We start from the raw sequence: 21,289 nt of genomic DNA, 5'->3' as shown, positions 1-21,289 counted from the left end.
TGCCGGGCGCATCACCCCACTTTTCCGCTCAGGCGTCTCGCCGCCTGCAAGACCGCCTCAAGGTGCGCATGCCGATGCCGATGCACCGGCGCGGTCAGCGTCACCGCAGCGGCGACGCCCCCATCCGCCAGGAACACCGGCGCGGAAATGCCCGCCACTTCCGCCAGGCGATCCCCGACCGCGACGATGTAGCCATCGGCGCGGATACGGGCGTACAAGGCCTGGTCGGCCCCCGGGGCGACACCCAGCACCGGGTCAAACGCGGTCAGCACCCGCCCCCCCGTTCCCCGGTCCAGTGGCAGCAGGTCGCCGGCGCGGATGTGGTCGCGCACCGGGTGCGGAGAATCCACGCGGTACAGGCATAGCCGCGCATCGCCCTGGCGCACGTGATAGGCGGCGCTTTCGCCGGTTGCCGCAACCAGGTCGCGCAGCACCGGCATCACGATGCGCTCCAGAGAGAAAGACGCGGCGTAAAGCCCGTGCAGGCGCGCAATCTCGGGGCCCAGCGCAAAGCGGCCGTCCTCGAGCCGCTGCACCCAGCCGGCATGCATCAATGACGCCAGCAGCCGCAGCACCGTGCTTTTGTACAACTGTGTGCGCTCGGCAAGCTCGATCAGCGACAGCGAGGCATCCCCCTCGCCAAACACCGACATCAGGCTCAACGCCCGATCCACCGCGGCCACGCCGCCCTCTGCGGCATCGCGGTCAGCCAATGATTCCGTCGCGGCTTTACGCGGCATGGTGGCTCCTGCATTCCATCTATTAGAACGTTGCATTGTAGGCGGCGCTTGACAACCGCTTTGCGCCTGCTGCATCATTTCAACTTATAGAACCTCATTCTATAAGATAGAACAAACCATACGGAGACACACCCATGCCACCCCGCCCTTTCGTCCTCATCAGTGAAGTGGGTCCGCGCGACGGCCTGCAGTCGGTCAAGGCCACGATGCCGACCGAGGCGAAGTGCCGCTGGATCGACGCGCTGGTGGCCGCGGGTGTGCGCGAAATCGAAGTGGCCTCGTTCGTGCCGCCCAGACTGTTGCCGCAGATGGCGGACGCCGCCGACGTCGTGCGCCATGCCTTGACCCATCCCGGCCTGACTGTCATGGCCCTGGTGCCCAACCTGCGTGGCGCCCAGGCCGCGTTGAACGCCGGCGTGCACAAGCTGACCATGCCCGTGTCCGCCAGCCGCGCCCATTCGCTCGCGAACGTGCGCAAGACGCCGGAAGAGATGGTCGAGGAAGTCCGCGCCATCGCCCGGCTGCGCGACGAGATGGCGCCGAGCGTCAAACTGGAGGCGGGCATTTCGACCGCCTTCGGCTGCACGCTGCAGGGCGACGTTGCCGAGGACGACGTGATCCGCCTGGCGGTGCAATGCATCGCCGCCGGCGCCGATGAGTCCGGCCTGTCCGACACGGTGGGTTACGCCAACCCCGCCCAGGTGCGCCAGCGCTTTCGCCGCCTGCGCGAGGAATTGGGCGAGCACGCCGGCGCGGCCCATCTGCACAACACGCGTGGGCTGGGACTGGCCAATTGCCTGGCGGCTTACGACGAAGGCGTGCGCACTTTCGACAGTTCGCTGGGCGGGCTGGGCGGATGCCCTTACGCGCCCGGCGCTTCGGGCAACGTGGTCACCGAAGACCTCGTCTTCATGTTCGAGGCCATGGCCATCGACACCGGCATCGACCTGACGGCCCTGTTTGCCGCGCGAGCGCCGCTGGCGGCCGGCCTGCCGGGCGAACCGCTCTACGGCATGACGCCGGACGCGGGCCTGCCCCGGAATTTCGCGCCCGCGCACTGAACCAGGACATCCATGACCAGCAACACACCCACCCGCCTGCCCTACGAGGGCGTGCGCGTCATCGAATTCACCCACATGGTGATGGGGCCGACCTGCGGCATGATCCTGGGCGACCTGGGTGCCGAAGTGATCAAGGTGGAACCCCCGGGCGGCGACAGCACGCGGCGGCTGCTCGGTTCCGGCGCAGGCTTCTTCCCCATGTTCAACCGGAACAAGAAGAGCATCGTCCTGGACCTCAAGCGCGCCGAAGGCCGCGAGGCGGCCAGACGCCTGATCGCGTCGGCCGACATCGTCAGCGAAAACTTCAAGCCCGGCGTCATGGCCAAGCTCGGCCTGGACTACGCCTCGCTGCGGCACCAGCATCCCCGCCTCATCTACGTCAGCCACAAAGGCTTCCTGCCCGGCCCCTACGAACAGCGCACCGCCCTGGACGAAGTGGTGCAGATGATGGGCGGCCTGGCCTACATGACGGGACGCGCCGGCGATCCCCTGCGCGCTGGTTCCAGCGTCAACGACATCATGGGCGGCATGTTCGGCGCCATCGGCGCGATGGCCGCGCTGGCCCGGCGCGAAAGCACCGGCGCGGGCGGCGAGGTGCAGGCGTCGCTCTTCGAGAACAACGTCTTCCTGGTCGGCCAGCACATGATGCAGTACGCAATGACGGGCCGCGCCCCTGCCCCCATGCCCAGCCGCATTTCCGCGTGGGCGGTCTACGACGTCTTTACCGTGAAGAACGGAGAGCAGATCTTCCTGGCCGTGGTGAGCGACAAGCAGTGGACGATCTATTGCGACGCCCTGGGCCTGTCGGATCTGCACGGCGATCCGCGCCTGCAAACCAACAATGACCGCGTACAGGCGCGCGACTGGCTCATGCCGATCCTGCGCAGCCGCATGGCCGACTACAGCGCCGCATCGCTGGCCGAAGTGTTCGAACGCGAGGGGCTGCCCTACGCCCCCATCACGAAGCCTGAAGACCTGTTCGACGATCCCCATCTGGCGAGCACCGGCGGCCTGGCGCCGATCTCGCTGGGCGACGGGCGCACGTCCAAAGTACCGCTGGCGCCCTTCACGCTCGATGGAGAGCAGCCCGGCATCCGGCTCCAGCCCCCCGCGGCCGGACAACACACCGACGCGCTGCTGATGGGCGTCGGCTACAGCGAACAAGAGATAGAGGCCCTGAAAGCCCAACACATAGCCCAAGGAGACTGACCCATGTTCACCCTCACCCGCCGCGCATTCGTCGGCGCCGCGCTGTGCGCGGCGGCCTTGCCCCTGCGCGCCGCCAATGCCTATCCCAATGGTCGCCCGGTGCGGCTCATCGTTCCCTACACGCCCGGTGGCGGCACCGACACGGTCGCGCGCGCCATCGCCGCCAAGACCACTTCGGTGGCAGGCTGGTCGGTCGTGGTCGAAAACCGTCCCGGTGCCAGCGGCAATATCGGCCTGGACCTGGTCGCCAAATCCAAGCCGGACGGCCTGACGCTGGCCCTGGGCCAGACCGCGAACCTGGCCATCAACCCCGCGCTGATGCCGAACGTGCCCTTCGACCCCGCCAAGGATTTTTCGCCCGTGGTCCTGGTGGCCTCGCTGCCGGTCATGCTGGTCGTCAAGGCGGATGCGCGGTGGAAGACGCTGGCCGACCTGGTGCGCGATGCCAAGGCTGCGCCCGGCGAGCTCAAGCAGGCCCTGGCGGGCTCGGGAACCGTGGGCCATATGGCAGGCGAACTGCTTGCCAACCAGGCCGGTTTCAAGGTGCTCAATGTGCCGTATCGCGGGGCGGCGCCCGCTCTGAACGATCTGCTTGGCGGCAACACCGACTACATGTTCGCCACGCCCCAGGCCGCGCAGGAAATGCTCAAGGGCAAACTGCTGCGCCCGCTGGCCGTCACCGCGCCGTCGCGCCTGCCGATCCTGCCCGACGTGCCCACGGTGGCCGAGTCCGGCTATGACGGCTTCGCCGCCGTGGACTGGAAGGCGGTGGTCGCGCCCGCGGGCACGCCCCCCGCCGTCATCGCCAGCATCAATGCCGCGCTGGCCAAGGTGCTGGCGGACCCGGCCACCGTGGCGATGTTCACGGCCGAAGGCAGCACGACGCTCGGCGGCGCGCCCGATGCGGCCGTGCGCTATATCCAGGAAGAACAGCAGAAGTGGGCGCGGCTGATTCGCGAGGCCGGCATCCAGACGGCCACCTGAGCCGCCGGTTCGGCGGCGACGACCTCAACGACAACGACAACAACAACGACAACGACCACGGAGACACATCCATGCATGCAATGCGAAACCGGCGCGGCAGCCGCGCCTTCCAACTGTTCGCCCGCCTGGCCCTGGCGGCCAGCGCCGCGGCGCCCCTATGCGCCACCGCAGCCGACTGGCCAACAAAGCCGGTCCGACTGGTGGTGCCCTATTCCCCCGGCGGAACGACCGACTACGCGGGACGCCAGGTCGCGCAGCGGCTGTCCGAACTGACCGGCAAGACATTCATCGTCGACAACAAGACGGGCGCATCCGGCACGATCGGCACCCTGGACGTGGCGCGTTCGCCGGCCGACGGCAGCACCTTCCTGGTGACCGACACGACCTACACCATGCTGCCGTTGCTGTTCGCCAAGCTGCCCTGGGATCACCGCAGCGACCTGGTGCACGTGGCGGAGATCATCGAAACACCGCTGGTGCTGATCGTGCCGGCGACGTCGCCCTTCAAGACCCTGGATGCGCTGATCCGCCACGCCCGGGCCAACCCGGGCAAGCTCAACTTTGGCTCGGGCGGACAGGCCAGTTCCACCCACCTGGCCGCCGAGGTTTTCAAGAACGAAGCCAAGGTCACACTCACCCATATCCCCTACCGCGGCGCGGGCGCGGCATTGGCGGACGTCATGGCTGGGCAGATCGACGTGCTGATCACGGCCGCCCCCACCGCCATTCCGCCCGTGCAGGGCGGACGCGTGCGCGCGCTGGCGGTCAGCGGCGAAAGCCGCCTGGACGCCCTGCCAGAGGTGCCCACATTCGCGCAGGCCGGCCTGCCGTCCTACCAGGTGCTGAACTGGTTCGGCTTGGCTGCGCCGAAAGGCACGCCCGATGCCATCGTGCAGGAAATGAACCGGCTGGTGGGCCAGGTCATGAACGACCCCGCCATGCGCAATCAGATGAACGCACAGGGCGCGCGCCATCGCGACATGACCGCCGCGCAGTTCGGCGAGTACGTTAACCAGCAAGTCACCCTCTGGGCCGACGTGGGCAAGCGCGTGAACATCAAGCCCGAGTGACGCCATGTGGAACATGAGCTTTACTCCGCCCGCCATCATCGAGGCCACCGAGCTTTCGCGCCTGCCGGACCCGCTGCGCCTGCCCAGGGCGAGCGCCTGGGCCGCGGCGAACAAGCCCGGCCACGTCGTCGACAGCTTCCTGGAAGGCCCCGTGTTCGACGCGCAAGGTCGGATATACGTGACCGACATACCGCACGGCCGCATCCTCTGCCTGGACGGCGGCGGCGACTGGCACGTGGTCGCGCAGACCGGCGGCTGGCCCAACGGCCTGGCGCGGCACACCGACGGCAGCCTCTGGATCGCGGACTACCGTCTGGGCATCCTGCGGTGCGAACCGGATAGCGGCAGGATCGATACGATGCTTGGCCACCGCAACAGCGAGTCGTTCAAGGGCGTGAACGATCTCGTGTTCGACAAGGCCGGCCGCCTGTACTTCACCGACCAGGGGCAGACCGGACTGCACGATCCCAGCGGCCGCGTCTACCGCTACGATTGCGCCAACGGCCGCCTTGACCTGCTGGTCGCCAACGCCCCCAGCCCCAATGGCATCGCCCTGGACGAGCAGGCCGGCGTTCTTTACGTGGCGGTGACACGCGCCAACCAGGTATGGCGCGCGCCTTTGCTCGGCGACGGATCCCTCAGCAAGATGGGCGCCTTCCAGACCTTCTTTGGCAGCAGCGGCCCGGACGGACTGGCGCTTGCTCCGCGAGGCGGCCTGCTGGTTGCGCATGCCAGCCTGGGCGGCGCCTTCCTGCTGGACGCGCGCGGGAACATTACGCATTTCCTGCGCAGCCCCGGCGGTCAGACGGTCACCAACATCGCGGTCACGCCCGACGCAGGCGCCGTCTTGATGACCGAATCCGCCTCGGGCACGCTGCTGCAGGCGCAATTGCCACAACCATGACGCGGCGGGCATTCGCCCGCCGCATCCTGATCGTGAATCGCGGCCCCCCTCCAGGTTCAGCCAGCAGACAGCCGCAAGCGCAAGACGTTCGCTACACTCACGGGATCCCACGCCCTGGCCCCGTGCCGGCCCCGCGCCCCGTTGCTGGCGGCGACCGGCGGGCGGCCGAACCTGCTTGCTTCCCCCATGCCGCAACCCGATTCGTTCAATCTGAAGCAGATCGCCGTGCCGGCGTTCGGCCCGTCGCTGCTCTATGGCATCAGCAATGGCGCCATCCTGCCCGTGATCGCGCTCACCGCGCGTGACCAAGGGGCGTCGGTGGCGGCTGCCGGCCTGATCGCCGCCCTCATCGGAATCGGCTCGCTGCTCTCCAACATTCCCTCCGCGCTGATCACCGAGCGCTTTGGCGAAAAGCACGCCATGGCCGGCGCGGCGCTGTTGAGCGTGGCTGGCCTGTTGCTCGTGATCGGCGTGCCCAATCTCTGGGTGCTGGCCCTGGCCATGCTGATGCAGGGGTGCGCGCAGTCGGTGTTCCAGCTGGCCCGCCAGAGCTACATGATCGAGGTCGTGCCAATAGCGTACCGGGCGCGCGCCCTGTCCACGCTCGGCGGCACGACGCGGATCGGGACCTTCATCGGCCCCTTCGCGGGCGCGGCGCTGATCCATTTCATCGGGCTCGACGGCGCTTATTGGATTGCCGTCTGCGCCATGCTCGGCGCGGGTTTCATCGCCATCAAGGCGCCCGACATCGAGCCTGTGCACGGCAAGTCCGCGGGCGCGCCGCGCGCCCGCATCGGCGAGGTCGCGCGCGACCATCGCAGCGTGTATGCCACGCTGGGCGTGGGCGTGATGCTGATCAGCGCGCTGCGCGCGTCGCGCCAGGTGGTGATCCCGCTGTGGGCCGACCATCTGGGCCTAGACGCCACCACCACCTCGCTGGTCTACGGGCTGGTCGCCGCGGTCGACATGTCGGTGTTCTATCCGGCGGGCAAGGTGATGGACCAGCGCGGCCGCCTGTGGGTGGCGCTGCCGTGCACGCTGCTGATGGGATTGAGCCTGATGGCGATCCCGCTGACCGCAGGCGTCACGAGCTTCATCCTGGTGTCGGTGCTGCTGGGTTTCGGCAACGGGATCGGATCGGGCATCGTCATGACGCTGGGCGCCGACGCCGCCCCGCCGGGCGCGCGCACGCAGTTCCTCGGCATCTGGCGCTTCATGTCCGATCTCGGGGCAAGCGGCGGGCCGGTGGCGTTGTCGGTGCTGACCGCGCTGCTGTCGCTGGGCGGCGCGTCGTTCGGCGTCGGCACCCTGGGCCTGGTGGCGGCCGGCGTGTTCTGGCGCTGGCTGCCGCGGCGGGCGCAGGCTTGAGCCTTCGGCACGCAACGGGGCCGCGTCAGCCCACGCCCAGCAGCCTTTCCGTCTCGCGCGCAAGCGCGACCAGGCGCGGTCCGATGTCGGCGGCGCGCTCTCGATAAGGCCCGTCCTGCGTCGGCACGCCGCAATTGAACACGTACAACAGGGACTGATAGGGCCGCCCCAACGGCGCGGCAAACCCGTAGGCGTCCGGACGCCACTCCAGGTTGTTGCCGCAATAGCCCTTGCGTTCCAGGTCGCGGCGCGCAGCCGCCAGATTGGGAAAGTGAGCCTCGTAATGCCGGGGGTCGGCCACCCGCAACTGGTTCAGCACCGCGGCCCGCTCATCGTCCGGCGCCCGCGCCAGCCATGCCTTGCCGGCGGCGCTGGACAGCAGCGGCAGCGAAGCGCCGATGTCGGGCCGCGTCTGCAGGGCCTCATTGGAGCGGGCGGTTTCCACGTACACCATCTGCAGGCAGTCCCTCACCACCAGCGACACGGCGCCGCGCGCATGGTCGGCAAGCTGCTTCATCAACGGCCGCGCCAGTTGCCGGATCTGCATGCTGGCAAGCAAGGGATAACTCAACGCCAGCACCGACGCCCCCAACCGGTAACGCGCCGGCTCGCCTTCGCGCTGTAGAAAGCCCAATTCCACCAGCGTGTGGGTCAGGCGCGCCACGGCGCTGCGCGACAGGCCGGTCTGCTGCGCGAAATCCTTGTTGGCCAGCACCGGCCGGTCAGCGCGAAAGCACGCCAGGATATCGATACCGTGCGCCAGCGTGCTGGTGAACTCGCGGTCCTGGTCACCCTTCATTCTGGCGCTCCAGCATTTTTTCCACGCGCGCCACAAGCGTCAGCAGGCGGGGCGCGATGCGGCCGCGCAGGTCGCCCGGCCGCAGCCGCGTCACGGGCACGCCGCAATTGAACACCAGCGCCTGGCCATCGACCCGTGTCCGCATCGGCACCGCGACCGCATGCACGTCCGAATGCCAATCGCCCTGCCCCACGCAATATCCGTGCTCGGCGTAGTCACGCCGCGCCTGCTCCAGGTCCGGCGCATGGCGCCGCCAGACGGCGGGGTCCTGCCGCCGCAGCGCGGCAAGCACGGGCTCGGCCTCGTCTGCCGGCGCCTGCGCCAGCCACGCGCGCCCCATCGCCGACGGCAGCAGCGGCAGCAAGGCCCCGATATCCGGGCGAAACGACACGGCGTCGTGCCCACGGCAGGTTTCCACGTACACCATGTGCAGGCCGTGATGCATGCCCAGCGAAGCCGAGCCGCCGGCCGCGTCCGCCAGCCGCTTCATCAAGGGGCGCGCCAATTGGCGGATTTTGATGCTGGCCAACAGCGGATAGCTCAGCGACAGCACGGCGGTTCCCAGGCGATAGCGTCGCAAACCCGCGTCATAGCGCAAGAGGCCGCGCTGCATCAACGTGGTGGTCAGGCGCGAAATCGTCGCTTTGGACAGGCCCGTGCGGTCCGCCAGTTCGCGGTTGCTGAGCGCCGGTTCGCCATGCCGGAACGCCTGCAGCACCGACAGGCCATGCGCCAGCGTGGTGGCGAAGGCGGGGTCGGCATGGCGTTCGCCTGGGCGGGTGGTCATGGTCGCGGTCCTGATTCCGGCCTGTGCGGAATGCGCTGGCCGTTCCTGCGGATCATAGAGCAGCGGCGGCCGGACCAAATGCGGGGACGTTCAAGATATCGAAACAGTTGTCTCGCATTTGGCGGCGTTTTGCTAGCCTGGATTCAACGCGGCGCGACACGCATCGGCGCCCACGATAAAACGGAGACAACCATGATCAGGGACCCTGACGGCTTCCCCCAATTCCTCGAATCGCTGCGCCGCTACGTGCGCGAACAACTGGCGCCGCGCGAGGCCGAGGTCGCCCGCCTGGACGAGGTGCCGCAGGACCTGGTGGCCGGCATGGCCGCGCAGGGCCTGTTCGGATACTCCATCCCCGAGCAATACGGCGGCGCGGGCATGACCACCGAAGAACTGATCCTGGCCGCCATGGAACTGTCCCAATGCTCGGTGGCGTTCCGCGCTCGCGTCGGCACCAACACCGGCATCGGCTCCGAGGCGCTGGTGGCCGACGGCACCGAAGCGCAGAAAGCCCGCTACCTGCCGCGGCTGGCATCCGGCGAACTCACCGGCTGCTTCGCCCTGACCGAGCCGCAAGCGGGCTCCGATGCCACGGCGCTACGGACCACCGCCGTGCGCGACGGCGACCACTACGTGCTGAACGGCGAAAAGTGCTTCATCACCAATGCGCCGCTGGCCGGCCTGTTCACCGTCATGGCGCGCACCGATCCGCAGGCGCCCGGCGCCAAGGGCATCACCGCCTTCATCGTGGAACGCGGCACGCCGGGCCTGTCCACCGGCCAGCCCTACGACAAGATGGGCCAGGCCGGCTCGCCCGTGTCCGCCGTGCACTTCCAGGATTGCCGCGTGCCGGCCGCCAACATCATCGGCGGCCAGGAGGGCATGGGCTTCAAGACCGCGATGAAGGTGCTGAACAAGCAGCGCATCCATCTGGCCGCGCTGTGCATCGGCCCGGCCATCCGCATGCTGGACGACACGCTGCGCTTCGTGGCCGAGCGCCAGCAATTCGGCAAGCCGCTGATGGATTTCCAGCTCATCCAGGCCATGCTGGCCGATTGCCAGACCGAGATCCAGGCCGCCCGCGCGCTGGTGCTGCAGACCGCCCGGGAACGCGACGCGGGCGTGGACGTGACGCTGAACGCCTCGATCTGCAAGTACTTCGCGTCGGAGATGTGCGGCCGCGTGGCCGACCGCTGCGTGCAGATGCATGGCGGCTATGGCTACATCGCCGATTACGGCATCGAGCGCTTCTACCGCGACGTGCGCCTGTTCCGGCTGTACGAAGGCACCAGCCAGATCCATCAACTGACCATCGCCCGCCACACGCTGACCCAGGCGGGTTACACGCCCGGCCGCTAAGGCCTGCACAGGGACCGCGGCCGCAAGAAGCCGCCGGCCCGCCCTACCAAAGGAGACTTCCATCATGCTGAACAAGCACCTGCCGAAATGGATCGGCGCCATCGCCGCGGCCTTTACCTGCGCGGCGCTGCCGCCCCAGGCCGCCGCGGCCTACCCCGACAAGCCCGTGAGGCTGATCGTGCCGTTCGCTCCGGGCGGCTCGACCGACATCCTGGGCCGCCTGTTGGCCGAGGCCCTGCATCCCATCCTGGGCCAGCCCGTCATCGTCGAGAACAAGCCCGGCGCGGGCGGCAACATCGGCGGCGACTACGTGGCGCGCGCCGCGCCCGACGGCTATACGCTGCTGCTGGCGGCGGCCGGCCCCACCGTCATCAACCCCAGCCTGTACGCCAACATGCCGTTCGATCCGGCCAAGGACCTGGCGCCCATCACCTGCCTGGAACGCGAGCACAACCTGATGGTGGTGACCAAATCCATGCCTGTGAAGACGCTGGAGGAATTCCTGCAATACGCGCGCGCCAACCCCGGCAAGCTGTCCTTCGGCTCGCCGGGCAACGGCTCCCCCGCGCAACTGGCGGGCGAACTGCTCAAGCAGCGGACCGGGATCCAGGCCGAGCACGTGCCCTACAAGGGCAGCGGCCCCGCGATCACCGACCTGGTGGCCGGCCACATCGATTTCATGATCGACAACATGCCGGCCCTGCTGCCGCAGGTCAAAGCGGGCGGCCTGCGCGCGCTGGCCGTGCCCAGCGACCAGCGCGCCACCGCCGCGCCCGACATCCCCACCTTCGATGAAGCCGGCCAGAAGGGCTTTGTGGTGATGGCCTGGAAAGGCCTGATGGCGCCCGCGGGCACCGACCCGGCGGTGATCGAGCGCCTGCACGCGGCCGTGGTCAAGGCGCTGCAGGACCCGCAGCTGCGCGCCCGTTTCCAGGAACTGGGCGCCGAACCGCTGGCCAGCACGCCCGCCGAGTTCGCCAAGCAGATCGCGGACGAGACCGCCTGGTGGGGCAAGCTGGTGAAGTCCACCGGCACCCGCGTCCAATAGGCCGCGCAGGGAGAGCGCCATGCAACCCAACCTTCACACGCTGTGCGCGCGCGTGCGCCAGTTCGTCGACGACGTGGCGATACCGGCGGAATCCCCCGCCATCGCCCGCGACGTGGCCGCGCTGGACCGCTGCGTCGCCCGGCTGCGCGTCCAGGCGCGCGAGGCAGGCCTGTACCCGCCCCAGTTGCCCGAGGAATGGGGCGGACTGGGCCTGGGCTGGCGCGACCTGGCCCAGGTGCTGGAAGAGGCCGGCCGCGGCTTCCTGGGTCCGGCCGCGTTGAACTGCGCCGCGCCCGACCAGCCCAACATGCTGACGCTGCTGCGCCTGGGCAACGCCGCCCAGCAGGAACGTTTTCTTGCGCCGCTGGTGCGCGGCGAGCAGCGGGCCTGCTTCGCCATGACCGAACCCGCCCCCGGCGCCGGCTCCGACCCGTCCATGCTGCGCACCCGCGCGCAGCGGCGCGGCACGCGCTGGGTGCTGAACGGCCACAAGCAGTTCATCAGCGGCGGCGTGGGCGCGGATTTTGCGCTGGTGCTGGCCCGCACCGACGACGGCGCCACGCTGTTCCTGGTGCCGGCCGACACGCCGGGCTACCAGGTGGTGCGCGACATCGGCATGGTCACGGGCTACCAGATCGGCGGCCACGCCGAGATCCTGCTGCAGGACTGCGAAGTCGGCGACGAGGCCGTGCTGGGCGAGCCCGGCCGTGGCCTGGCCCATGCGCAGTTGCGGCTGGAGCCGGCGCGGCTGTCCCATTGCATGCGATACATCGGCCGCGCGCGGCGCGCGCTGGAAACCGCGCAGGCCTATGTGCTGCGGCGTGAATCGTTCGGCGCGCGCCTGGCGGACCTGCAGCAGATCCAGGCCATGGTCGCGGATTCCCACATCGACCTGCACGCCAGCCGCCTCATGACGCTGGACTGCGCCGGCCGCATGGACGAGGGCCTGCCGGTGAAGCAGCACAGCGCCATGACCAAGGTCTTCGTGTCCGAAGCCGTGAACCGCGTGGCCGACCGCGCCGTGCAGATGATGGGCGCGTCGGGCCTGTCCGAGGACACGCCCGTGTCCATGATCTGGCAGGAGATGCGCCCTTTCCGCATCTACGACGGCGCCAACGAACTGCACCGCGCCACCCTGGCGCGCCGGCTGCTGGCGCAAGCCTGAGCCTCAGGAGAGACAACGATGGAACACCCTGAATTCCAGGCCTACCGCCTGCACGCCGGCGCGCCGGGCGAACCGCCGCAAGGCCGCTACGACACCCTGACCGTGGACCAGCTTTCCGCGGGCGACACGCTCATCAAGGTGGCTTATGCGGGGCTGAACTACAAGGACGCGCTGGCCCAGGCCGGACGCGGCGGCATCATCCGCGAGTATCCCCGCATCGGCGGCATCGACCTGTCGGGCACCGTGGTGCATTCGGCCGACCCGGCGCTCGCGCCCGGCCAGGAGGTCGTGGTGCACGGCTTCGGCATCGGCGTGGAGTGCGACGGCGGCTACGCCGAATATGCGCGGGTGCGCCATGACTGGGTGCTGCCCCTGCCTGCCGGCATCGGGCTGCGCGACGCCGCCGTGCTGGGCGCGGCCGGCTACACCGCCGCGCTGTCGCTGCACTGGATGGAACACTGCGGACTGACGCCGGACCACGGCGAGGTGCTGGTCACCGGCGCCACCGGCGGCGTCGCCGGCGTCGCCATCGACATCCTGAGCCAGCGCGGCTACCGCGTCTGCGCCATGTCCGGCAAACCGGACGCGGCGGACTATCTGCGATCCTTGGGCGCGCAGGAGGTGATCGCCCCGCCCGATCCGTCGGCCCCGATCAAGCCGCTCATGAGCGCGCGCTGGGCCGGCGTGATCGACTCCGTGGGCGGCCCGCTGCTGGCCCACGCGCTGGCCAGCCTGAAGCCCGACGGCGTGGCCGCCGCCTTCGGCAATGCGGGCGGCGCGGACCTGCCCACTTCCGTCATTCCCTTCATCCTGCGCGGCGTCAAGCTGCTGGGCATCAACGCCAACAGCCCCATGCCATTGCGGCGCCAGGTGTGGAACAAGCTTGCCGCCGAATACCGCCCCGCGCATCTGGACCTGATCGCGCGCGTCATCGCCCCCCGTGAACTGCCGCAGGCGCTGACCGCCCTGCTCGAACGCGGCAGCACCGGCCGCAGCGTCGTGCGCTACTCCTGATTTCCGATACCCATGACCCACGCTCCCGACTCCTCGCTCTCCCGCCTCTTCGATCCGCAAGGCATCGCCATCGTCGGCGCCTCGGCCACGCCGGGCAAGATCGGCGCCATGCCCATCAGCCTGCTGCTGCAGCACGGCTACGGCGGCCGCATCATCCCCGTGAATCCGCGCGCGGACACCATTGCCGGCCTGCCGGCCCTGCCCGGCCTGGACGCGCTCGACGCGGACGTGGACCTGGCCATCCTGGCCGTGCCCGCCGCCCATGCCGCGCAGGCGCTCGAACGCGCCCGGCCCGGCCAGGTGGGCGCGGCCGTGGTGTTCACCTCCGGCTTTTCCGAGACGGGCGCGCAAGGGGCGGCCGAACAGGACCGGCTCTGCGCCATCGCGCGCGAACGCGGCATCCGGCTGCTGGGCCCGAATTGCCTGGGCTTCATGAATGTGCGGCGCAACGTCTACGCGACGTTCTCGCCCGCGCCCGCCAACGGCGCCGTCGCCCCCGGCGGCATCGGCATGGTCTCGCAGAGCGGCGCGTTCGGCGCCTACGCGTACAGCATGGCGCGCGAGCGCGGCCTGGGCCTGTCGCACTGGATCAGCACCGGCAACGAGGCCGACATCGACGTGGCCGACTGCATCGAATGGCTGACCCGGGACACCGACACCCGCGTCATCATGGCCTACATGGAAGGCTGCCGCGACGGCGCCAAGCTGCGCCGCGCCCTGGCCGCGGCCCGCGCTGCCGGCAAGCCCGTCGTCATCACCAAGATCGGCCGCACCCAGGCCGGCGCGCAGGCCGCCGCCTCGCACACGGCGGCCCTGGCCGGCGACGACGCCGTGTACGACGCGCTGTTCCGCCAGTACGGCGCCCTGCGCGCGCGCACCATCGAGGAGTTCTTCAACCTGGGCTATGCGCTGGACACCTGGAAGCGCCCGCCGCAAGGCCGCCGGCTGGGGATCTTCACCATCTCCGGCGGCGTGGGCGCGCTGATGGCCGACGAAGCCGCCGACACCGGGCTGGCGCTGCCCGAACCCGCCGCCGACGCGCAGGCCCGGCTGCTGCAGCGCGTGCCCTTCGCCAGCGGCCGCAATCCCGTCGACGTCACCGGCCAGGCCGTGTCCGAACCGGGATTGCTGCTGGCCACCGCCGACGACATGCTGGCGGACGGCCGCTACGACGCCCTGGCCGTGTTCCTGGCGGCCGCCGGCTCGTCGGAAGCCCTGTGGCCCACCTTCGAAGCCTTCGCCCGGCAGATGCAGGCGCGCCATCCGGACGTGCCGCTGGCGATCAGCGCGCTGTTTCCGCCCGCGCGGCGGCGCGAACTGGAACAGCTTGGCTGCCTGGTGTTCCCCGACCCCAGCGCCGCCGTTCGCACGATCGGCGCGGTGGCCGGCCTGGCCGCCCAGGCCGGCCGCGACGGGATCGACGACGCGCCCGCACCCACACCCGCCTCCGCGCCCGCCGACGCACCGCCCCTGCAGGACGCCTATAACGAAGTCCAGGCCATGGCGCTTCTGCAACAGGCCGGCTTGCCCGCCTCCCCCTGCACCCTGGCAAGCGACGCCGACGCGGCCGTGCGCGCCGTCGCCGGCCTGCAGGCCGCCGGCAACGACATGCCCGTGGTGCTCAAGGTGGTATCGCCCGACATCACGCACAAGAGCGACGTGGGCGGCGTCAAGCTCAACCTCCGCGGCGAGGACGCCGTGCGGCGCGCCTACGCCGACATCATGGCCAGCGTGCGCCAGCACCGGCCCGACGCCCGCATCGACGGCGTGCTGGTCGCCCCCATGGCGCCCAAAGGCGTGGAATGCATCGCGGGCGTGCATGGCGACCCGGTATTCGGACCGGTCGTGATGTTCGGGCTGGGCGGCGTCTTCGTCGAAGTCCTCAAGGACGTGAGCTTCCGCCTGGCCCCCTTCGGCCGCGACGACGCCCTGGCGATGATCCGCGAGATCAAGGGCTACGCCCTGCTGCAAGGCGCGCGCGGCGCGCCTGCGTGCGACATCGACGCGCTGGCCGACGCGCTGGCCGCCCTGTCACGGTTCGCCCATGCGCACAGGGCGGACTTCCGCTCGGTGGAGATCAACCCCTTGCTGGCGCTGCCCGAGGGCCAGGGCGTGGTCGCCCTGGATGCGGTGGTGATACGCGAAGACAGGCCGGCATGACGCGCTAGGCGGTGCCGGACGATGCAACGCGTCCGGCGCCAACGCCGCCGCGCCTGGACGCCGCCGTCGCGACGCCCTCGGCGCGCTGACGGCGTGCTCACGCTTTCGGTCTTGCTCCCGGCCTGTCGTTCTCGCGGCGTTCCGCCTCTTCCTGCGCCTCCACATCCTCCAGCTCGACGCGGCGGGTGCAGCCATGTTGAGCCGCGCACTGCTCCACCGCGCCGCCGCCTGTCACGCACGCTTGAAACGCGAGCGCCGCGTCCACCGTGGCGAAGTGATAGGCATGGCCCTGCGCAAACGCAACTTTCCCTTCGACTGAACAATCCATGATGCCTCCCGATGCTAGGAAGCGGACATCCTATCGCGGCCTCGCCCCGGTGTCATGCCGCTGCCTTGCCCGGCGATCGACGCCCCCGGGTCAACGCCCCCGGGTCAACGCCCCAGACGCAGCGAAACAGCGGTATACAGATTCAACCCGCCTGTAGTCTCATAGCGTCTTGGCGCTTCATGACGTCTTGCGGCCGCCCGCGCCGCACACATCGAAGGTGACGACATGGCAAGGAAACTTCTCACGGCGGCAGCCGGTTTCATGATCGGGATGATGACGATGACACCCAGTGTTGCTGGTTCCATTGGTTACCTGGGGCCGGCAGGCTCCTGGACCCATCAAGCGTGCCTCGACCTTTTCGGGCCCGCCGAGCTGGTCGCGCTGACCCGCGACGAACTGTTTTCCGGCTACGCATCGGGCACGCTGCCACAGGCGTGCGTTCCCGTGACGACCTCGGTCGTCGGCGTCACGCCGTACCTGGACGCGGTCCTGGATCTGCCCAACGCGACCGTCGTCGGCGAATACCCCAAGATGCTCGGCTACAGCCTGTTGGCGCGGCCCGGCACGACGCTGAAGGACATCCAGGAAGTGTTTGCGCATCCGGTCGCCTTCGAAGAGGTCAAACCCTGGCTCGACCGTGAAATGCCCGCCGTGCGGCGCACCGAGTCCGCAAGCGGCGGCGCGGCGGCCAAGACTGTCGCCGAAAGCGCCACCCTGGACAAGGCCTCCTTCGGGCCGAAAGTGGGCGCCGCCGTGTATGCGCTGGACGCGCTGGTCGATGGGATCGAGGAAGGACCGCACAATGTGACGCGCTGGTGGGTGCTGGGGAGAAACATCCCGGCGCCGAGCGGGCATGACAAGACCTCGCTGGTGCTCTCCACCGCGGACGACGGCCTGAACGACGCGTTGCGCGCGCTCGTCCAAGCCAACGTGCAGGTGCTCACGATCTATGAACGCCCCAGCAAAAAGACCCTGGATACGCATCGGTATCTCATCGAAGTGGCGGGCCACGCCCGGCAGGAACCGCTGGCGACGGTATTGAAGGCGCACCCCGAATTCCGGCTGCTTGGTTCGTATCCCCGCCAGTAGGGCGCGCCGCCTCGCACGCGCTTGCGGCAGCCCTCCCTCCCGGGCTTCGGCCGCCAGCCGCTTCCCCTGCCCCATGAAACAACCTGCGGCTCGTCAGGGGCATGATTGTTGCGCGCACGCCGCGTCACCCCTCCCGCCCCACTCTAATTAATAGTATTTCTTATTCGCATTAGGTAGACTGCAGGGCATCTTGCAATCTTCCGACTCCCTTTCCCTCCCCTCGGTCGAGCAGTTGTATCGCCACCACCATGGCTGGCTGCAAGGCTGGCTCCATCGCAAGCTGGGCGACAGCGGCGACGCAGCCGATCTGGCGCAGGACACGTTCGTGCGGCTGATGGCGGCGCGCCGGCCGCCCGTGCTGCGGGAGGAACCGCGCGCGCTGATCACGCATATCGCCAAGGGCCTGCTGGTCGACCATTGGCGCCGCCGGGCGGTGCAGCAGGCCTATCTGGACGCCATCGCGCACCTGCCCGAGCCGCAGGTGCCGTCTCCGGAAACCGGCCTCATGATCGTGCAGACGCTGGTGGCGGTCGACGCCATGCTGCAGCGCCTGCCCGCGGCCACGCGCGACCTGTTCCTGCTCGCCCAGCTCGATGGGCTGACGCTGCAGGAGCTTTCCGAGCGGACCGGCAAACCCGTGATTACGGTGCGCCGCCATCTGCGCAAGGCCCTGATGGCCTGCATGACGGCCGCAGAATGACCGCGCCGGGCGACGCATTGCTCGAGGAAGCGGCCGACTGGGTGATCCGGCTGCGCTACGAACCCGCCGATGCGGTCACCCGGCGGGCGTTCGAGCGTTGGCTCGCGCAGGGCGAGGCCTATGCCCGTGCCTGGGCACGCGCCGAACAGGTGCTGGGCGCGTTCGACGCTCTGCCCGCGCCGATCGGACATCGCGTGCTGCGCGCCACCCGCAAGCGCCAGGGCCGGCGCGCCGTCCTGCGCGCGGCGCTCGGGCTGGGCGTCGTCGCGCCGGCCGGCTGGATCGCCTGGCGCGAGGCGCCCGCCTGGCGGGCCGATCTGCGCACCGCCGCGGGCGAACAACTGACACGCACGCTCGACGACGGCACGCGGCTGGTCCTGAACAGCGGCAGCGCCGTCGATGTGCGTTACGGAACCGCCGAGCGCCGCCTGGTGCTGGTGGCGGGCGAGGTGCTGGTGACCACCGGGCAGGAACAGCAGCCCGCGTATCGGCCGTTTGTGGTGCAGACCCCGCAGGGCGAGGTGCAGGCGTTGGGCACGCGCTTTTCGGTGCGCCTGGTCGACGACCGCACCGAGATCATGGTGTTCGAGCACGCGGTGCTGGCGCGCCCGGCGCACGCCGCGCCCTTGCGCATCGACGCGGGCCAGCGGGGCAGCTTCACGCTCGCCCGGGCCGGCGCGCTGGCGCCGGTGGACGACAGCGCGGCGCTCTGGGAGCAAGGCATGCTGGTCGTGCGCGACCAGCGCCTTGCCGATGTGGTGGCGGAGCTGGCGCGCCATCGCCCGGGATTTCTGCGCTGCGATCCAGAGGTCGCCGACCTGCGGGTGTCGGGCGCGCTGTCGCTGCGCGATACCGATGCGGCCCTGCGCGCCCTGGCGGAACGCCTGCCGATCGCCGTGCAGCGACTTACCCGGTACTGGGTCTCGGTCGGACCGGCCGACGCATGAGCGCCCGCGTGAAAAATATTTTGCGTCCAGGTGATCACTTTTCCGCCGTCGTGCGGAGTAGGAAGTAAGACCGCATCAAGGGGATGCGGGCGCTTCTTGCTTGACGATGAAAGGATGAAAGAGTGATGGCACGTGTACGCGCAGCGCGGGGCAGCGGATCCCGCAAGGCATTGATGTGGTCGGCGGTCTGGTGCACGGCCATGGCAAGCGCGACGGCGGGCGCCCAGTCCGCGGCGCAGCCCGGCGCGGCAACGGCCGCGCAGGCGCGCACCGTCGCAATCGCAGCGGGTCCGCTCGATGCCGTGCTGGCGCGATACGCGGCCGCGGCGGGCGTGCAGATCGTCTACGACCCCGCCTGGCTGGCTGGCCGCCAGAGCCCGGGCCTCTCGGGCGAGATGAGCGTGCAGCAGGGCTTTGACCGCCTGCTGGCGGGCACCGGCTACCGCGCCGTCCCCACCGCGGCAGGCACCTATGCCCTGCAGGCCGCCCCGCAAAGCGGCATCGCGCAATTGGAACCCGTGACCGTGACGGGCACCGCCGAACGCGCCACCAGCGAAGGAACGGGCTCGTACGCTACCCGCGCGGTCACGATCGGCAAGGGCACGCAGACGCTCAAGGAGATTCCGCAGTCGGTGTCCGTCGTCACGCGCCAGCAGCTCGACGACCAGAACCTCAACAGCCTGTCGGACGCCATGCGCAATGTCACCGGCATCACCGTCGAGACGCTCTCAAGCGGCGGCAACATGTCCGGGTTCATTTCCCGCGGCTATACGCTCGACTCGATCCAGGTGGACGGCATGCGCGCGCCGGCCGGCGCGGGCAACCTGTCGGCGGGCTTTGACCTTGCCATCTACGACCGCATCGAAGTGCTGCGCGGCCCCTCGGGTCTTTATCAAGGCACCGGCGAGCCGGGCGGCAGCGTGAACCTCGTGCGCAAGCGCCCGCTGCAGGAATTCGCCTTTGGCGCGCAGGCCAGCGTGGGATCGTGGGACTACTACCGCGCGGTGGCCGACCTGAGCACGCCGTTCGACAGCGAAGGCAAGCTCCGGGGCCGCTTCATCGCCGCCTACGAAGACCGCGGCTCGTTCGTGGACCGGGTAAGTTCGGAACGCCCCACGCTCTACGGCATCATCGAGGCCGACCTCACCCCCAACACCACACTGGCCGCCGGCATCACGCATCAACGCTCCAACATTACGCCGGCGTTCGGCCTGCCGGCCTATGCCGATGGGTCGCTGCTCGACGTGCGCCGCAGCACCAATCTCAGCGCGGAATGGAATTACATCAAGGAGGAGACCACCGAGGTCTTCGCCGACCTGGAGCACCGGTTCGAAGGCGGCGGCTCGGTGAAGGCAAGCGTGTTCCACCGCGACACCGATACGCCGACGCGCGTGACCACCTGGCCCAATAAAGCCGTCGACCCGGTCACCGGCGACACCAACCTCATCGCCTGGTCGTACCGCAATCACTGGCAGACCACCGGCGCGGACGCCCACGTGAACCAGCCCTTCCAGGCATTCGGCCGCGAGCACAGCCTGCTGGTCGGCGCCGACTACAGCTACACGCACAAGCAATTCAACTACGGCGGCGGCAGCATCTTCCCGACCAATGTGTACGAGCCGGTCATCAACATGCCCCAGCCCGAGATGGAGCAGGTCAACGGCAATGACGGCCGCACGAGCGAGTTCGGCCTCTACACGCGTGCCAACATCCAGGCGACCGACAATCTGAAGGTCATCGCGGGCGCCCGCCTGTCGTGGTGGAAGAACGACGCACGCAACGCCAACCAGTACTTCGGCGACTTCAGCCAGACGACGACGCGCATCTCCGCCCGCCCCTCGCCCTATGCCGGGCTGGTCTACGAGTTCACGCCGCAGGTGTCCGCTTATGCCAGCTACACCAGCATCTTCCAGCCGCAGACCGAAATCGACGCGCAAGGCAACACGCTGTCGCCGCGCGTGGGACGCCAGATCGAAACCGGCCTGAAGGGCGCATTCATGGACGGCGCGCTCAACGCGCACGCCGCGCTGTTCCAGATCGTGGACCGTAACCGCGCCATGAGTGACCTGGACAACCCGATGTATTCGGTGGCGGCGGGCAAGGTGCGCAGCCAGGGCTTCGAGACCGAGGTCAGCGGCGCGCTGCTGCCGAACTGGGACATCGTGGCGGGCTATGCCTACACCCAGACCAAATACCTCGAAGCGAACGAAGGCACGGAAGGCCTCTCGTACAGCACGATCACCCCGCGCCACGCCATCAACCTCTGGACCCGCTACCGCTTCACCCAGCCGGCGCTGCAAGGTTTCAGCGTGGGCACCGGCGTGCGCTGGAACAGCGGCAACTATCTGCGCAGCGGCAACGTGCGTTGGGACCAGGGCAGCTATGCGCTCGTCTCGGCCCAGATCGGCTATCGCTACAACCGCCATCTCGAGGGCACGCTGACGGTCGACAACCTGTTCGACCGCAAGTACTACGAAAAGCTCGGCGGCGCCTCGCGGCAGAACTACTACGGCCAACCGCGCAGCGTGATGCTGACGCTGCGCTATCAGTATTGAGG

The 21,289-nt window shown here is 69.2% G+C and carries 19 protein-coding genes; 15 read left to right on the top strand and 4 right to left on the bottom strand.

Annotated elements, in window-relative coordinates:
* Positions 1–11 precede the first annotated feature (11 nt).
* Positions 12–740: an IclR family transcriptional regulator gene (locus tag BMW75_RS15505; protein ID WP_092580553.1), complete on the bottom strand. Its 729-nt coding sequence runs from the start codon at positions 738–740 to the stop codon at positions 12–14.
* Positions 741–874: 134 nt separating this feature from the next.
* Here BMW75_RS15505 and BMW75_RS29720 point away from each other — a divergent pair, with 134 nt between their 5' ends.
* From BMW75_RS29720 to BMW75_RS15480, 6 genes are all read left to right on the top strand, one after another.
* Positions 875–1,801, top strand: coding sequence for a hydroxymethylglutaryl-CoA lyase (locus BMW75_RS29720; protein WP_254792034.1), 927 nt, complete (start codon positions 875–877; stop codon positions 1,799–1,801).
* Between the two features lie 12 nt (positions 1,802–1,813).
* Positions 1,814–3,010, top strand: coding sequence for a CaiB/BaiF CoA transferase family protein (locus BMW75_RS29715; RefSeq protein ID WP_254792033.1), 1,197 nt, complete (start codon positions 1,814–1,816; stop codon positions 3,008–3,010).
* A gap of 3 nt (positions 3,011–3,013) precedes the next feature.
* The gene (locus BMW75_RS15495; protein ID WP_092580551.1) at positions 3,014–3,994 is read left to right on the top strand and encodes a Bug family tripartite tricarboxylate transporter substrate binding protein; all 981 of its coding nucleotides are present in this window, start codon (positions 3,014–3,016) and stop codon (positions 3,992–3,994) included.
* A gap of 71 nt (positions 3,995–4,065) precedes the next feature.
* Positions 4,066–5,064, top strand: a complete 999-nt coding sequence (locus BMW75_RS15490) for a Bug family tripartite tricarboxylate transporter substrate binding protein (protein WP_254792032.1) — start codon at positions 4,066–4,068, stop codon at positions 5,062–5,064.
* 4 nt (positions 5,065–5,068) lie between these two features.
* The gene (locus BMW75_RS15485) at positions 5,069–5,968 is read left to right on the top strand and encodes an SMP-30/gluconolactonase/LRE family protein (RefSeq protein ID WP_175493178.1); all 900 of its coding nucleotides are present in this window, start codon (positions 5,069–5,071) and stop codon (positions 5,966–5,968) included.
* Positions 5,969–6,154: 186 nt separating this feature from the next.
* Positions 6,155–7,336 carry an MFS transporter gene (locus BMW75_RS15480; RefSeq protein ID WP_092580549.1) on the top strand — a complete coding sequence of 394 codons (1,182 nt, stop codon included), beginning with the start codon at positions 6,155–6,157 and terminating at the stop codon, positions 7,334–7,336.
* 25 nt (positions 7,337–7,361) lie between these two features.
* On the opposite strand, the gene BMW75_RS15475 is transcribed toward BMW75_RS15480, so the two are convergent.
* Both BMW75_RS15475 and BMW75_RS15470 read right to left on the bottom strand, forming a co-directional pair.
* Positions 7,362–8,135, bottom strand: a complete 774-nt coding sequence (locus BMW75_RS15475; protein WP_092580547.1) for an IclR family transcriptional regulator — start codon at positions 8,133–8,135, stop codon at positions 7,362–7,364.
* Positions 8,125–8,922, bottom strand: a complete 798-nt coding sequence (locus BMW75_RS15470; protein WP_092580545.1) for an IclR family transcriptional regulator — start codon at positions 8,920–8,922, stop codon at positions 8,125–8,127. Before BMW75_RS15470 ends, BMW75_RS15475 begins: the two co-directional genes overlap by 11 nt.
* Positions 8,923–9,114: 192 nt before the next feature.
* Here BMW75_RS15470 and BMW75_RS15465 point away from each other — a divergent pair, with 192 nt between their 5' ends.
* From BMW75_RS15465 to BMW75_RS15445, 5 genes are all read left to right on the top strand, one after another.
* Positions 9,115–10,281, top strand: a complete 1,167-nt coding sequence (locus tag BMW75_RS15465) for an acyl-CoA dehydrogenase family protein (RefSeq protein ID WP_076516562.1) — start codon at positions 9,115–9,117, stop codon at positions 10,279–10,281.
* Positions 10,282–10,345: 64 nt separating this feature from the next.
* On the top strand, positions 10,346–11,329 hold the full coding sequence (locus tag BMW75_RS15460; RefSeq protein ID WP_092580543.1) for a Bug family tripartite tricarboxylate transporter substrate binding protein: 984 nt from the start codon (positions 10,346–10,348) through the stop codon (positions 11,327–11,329).
* A gap of 19 nt (positions 11,330–11,348) precedes the next feature.
* Positions 11,349–12,494 (top strand): acyl-CoA dehydrogenase family protein, encoded by a 1,146-nt coding sequence (locus tag BMW75_RS15455; protein WP_092580541.1) that lies wholly within the window; start codon positions 11,349–11,351, stop codon positions 12,492–12,494.
* 18 nt (positions 12,495–12,512) lie between these two features.
* Positions 12,513–13,508 (top strand): acrylyl-CoA reductase family protein, encoded by a 996-nt coding sequence (locus BMW75_RS15450; RefSeq protein WP_092580539.1) that lies wholly within the window; start codon positions 12,513–12,515, stop codon positions 13,506–13,508.
* Positions 13,509–13,520: 12 nt separating this feature from the next.
* Positions 13,521–15,668: an acetate--CoA ligase family protein gene (locus BMW75_RS15445; RefSeq protein WP_175493177.1), complete on the top strand. Its 2,148-nt coding sequence runs from the start codon at positions 13,521–13,523 to the stop codon at positions 15,666–15,668.
* 97 nt (positions 15,669–15,765) lie between these two features.
* Here BMW75_RS15445 and BMW75_RS15440 read toward each other — a convergent pair whose 3' ends face one another.
* Positions 15,766–15,996 (bottom strand): hypothetical protein, encoded by a 231-nt coding sequence (locus tag BMW75_RS15440; RefSeq protein WP_092580535.1) that lies wholly within the window; start codon positions 15,994–15,996, stop codon positions 15,766–15,768.
* A 225-nt stretch (positions 15,997–16,221) separates the two neighbouring features.
* Here BMW75_RS15440 and BMW75_RS15435 point away from each other — a divergent pair, with 225 nt between their 5' ends.
* The 4 genes from BMW75_RS15435 (at position 16,222) to BMW75_RS15420 (ending at position 21,287) form a co-directional block, all read left to right on the top strand.
* Positions 16,222–17,085 carry a prephenate dehydratase gene (locus BMW75_RS15435; protein WP_092580533.1) on the top strand — a complete coding sequence of 288 codons (864 nt, stop codon included), beginning with the start codon at positions 16,222–16,224 and terminating at the stop codon, positions 17,083–17,085.
* A gap of 190 nt (positions 17,086–17,275) precedes the next feature.
* Positions 17,276–17,785: a sigma-70 family RNA polymerase sigma factor gene (locus BMW75_RS15430; RefSeq protein ID WP_092580531.1), complete on the top strand. Its 510-nt coding sequence runs from the start codon at positions 17,276–17,278 to the stop codon at positions 17,783–17,785.
* Positions 17,782–18,732, top strand: a complete 951-nt coding sequence (locus BMW75_RS15425) for a FecR domain-containing protein (protein WP_092580529.1) — start codon at positions 17,782–17,784, stop codon at positions 18,730–18,732. The genes BMW75_RS15430 and BMW75_RS15425 overlap by 4 nt, the downstream gene beginning before the upstream one ends.
* Before the next feature lie 125 nt (positions 18,733–18,857).
* Positions 18,858–21,287, top strand: coding sequence for a TonB-dependent siderophore receptor (locus BMW75_RS15420; protein ID WP_254792031.1), 2,430 nt, complete (start codon positions 18,858–18,860; stop codon positions 21,285–21,287).
* Positions 21,288–21,289: the final 2 nt, after the last annotated feature.

It is taken from the genome of Achromobacter sp. NFACC18-2 (assembly GCF_900108985.1).
Classification (GTDB): domain Bacteria; phylum Pseudomonadota; class Gammaproteobacteria; order Burkholderiales; family Burkholderiaceae_B; genus Achromobacter.
This window is presented reverse-complemented; position numbering and strand designations above follow the sequence as displayed.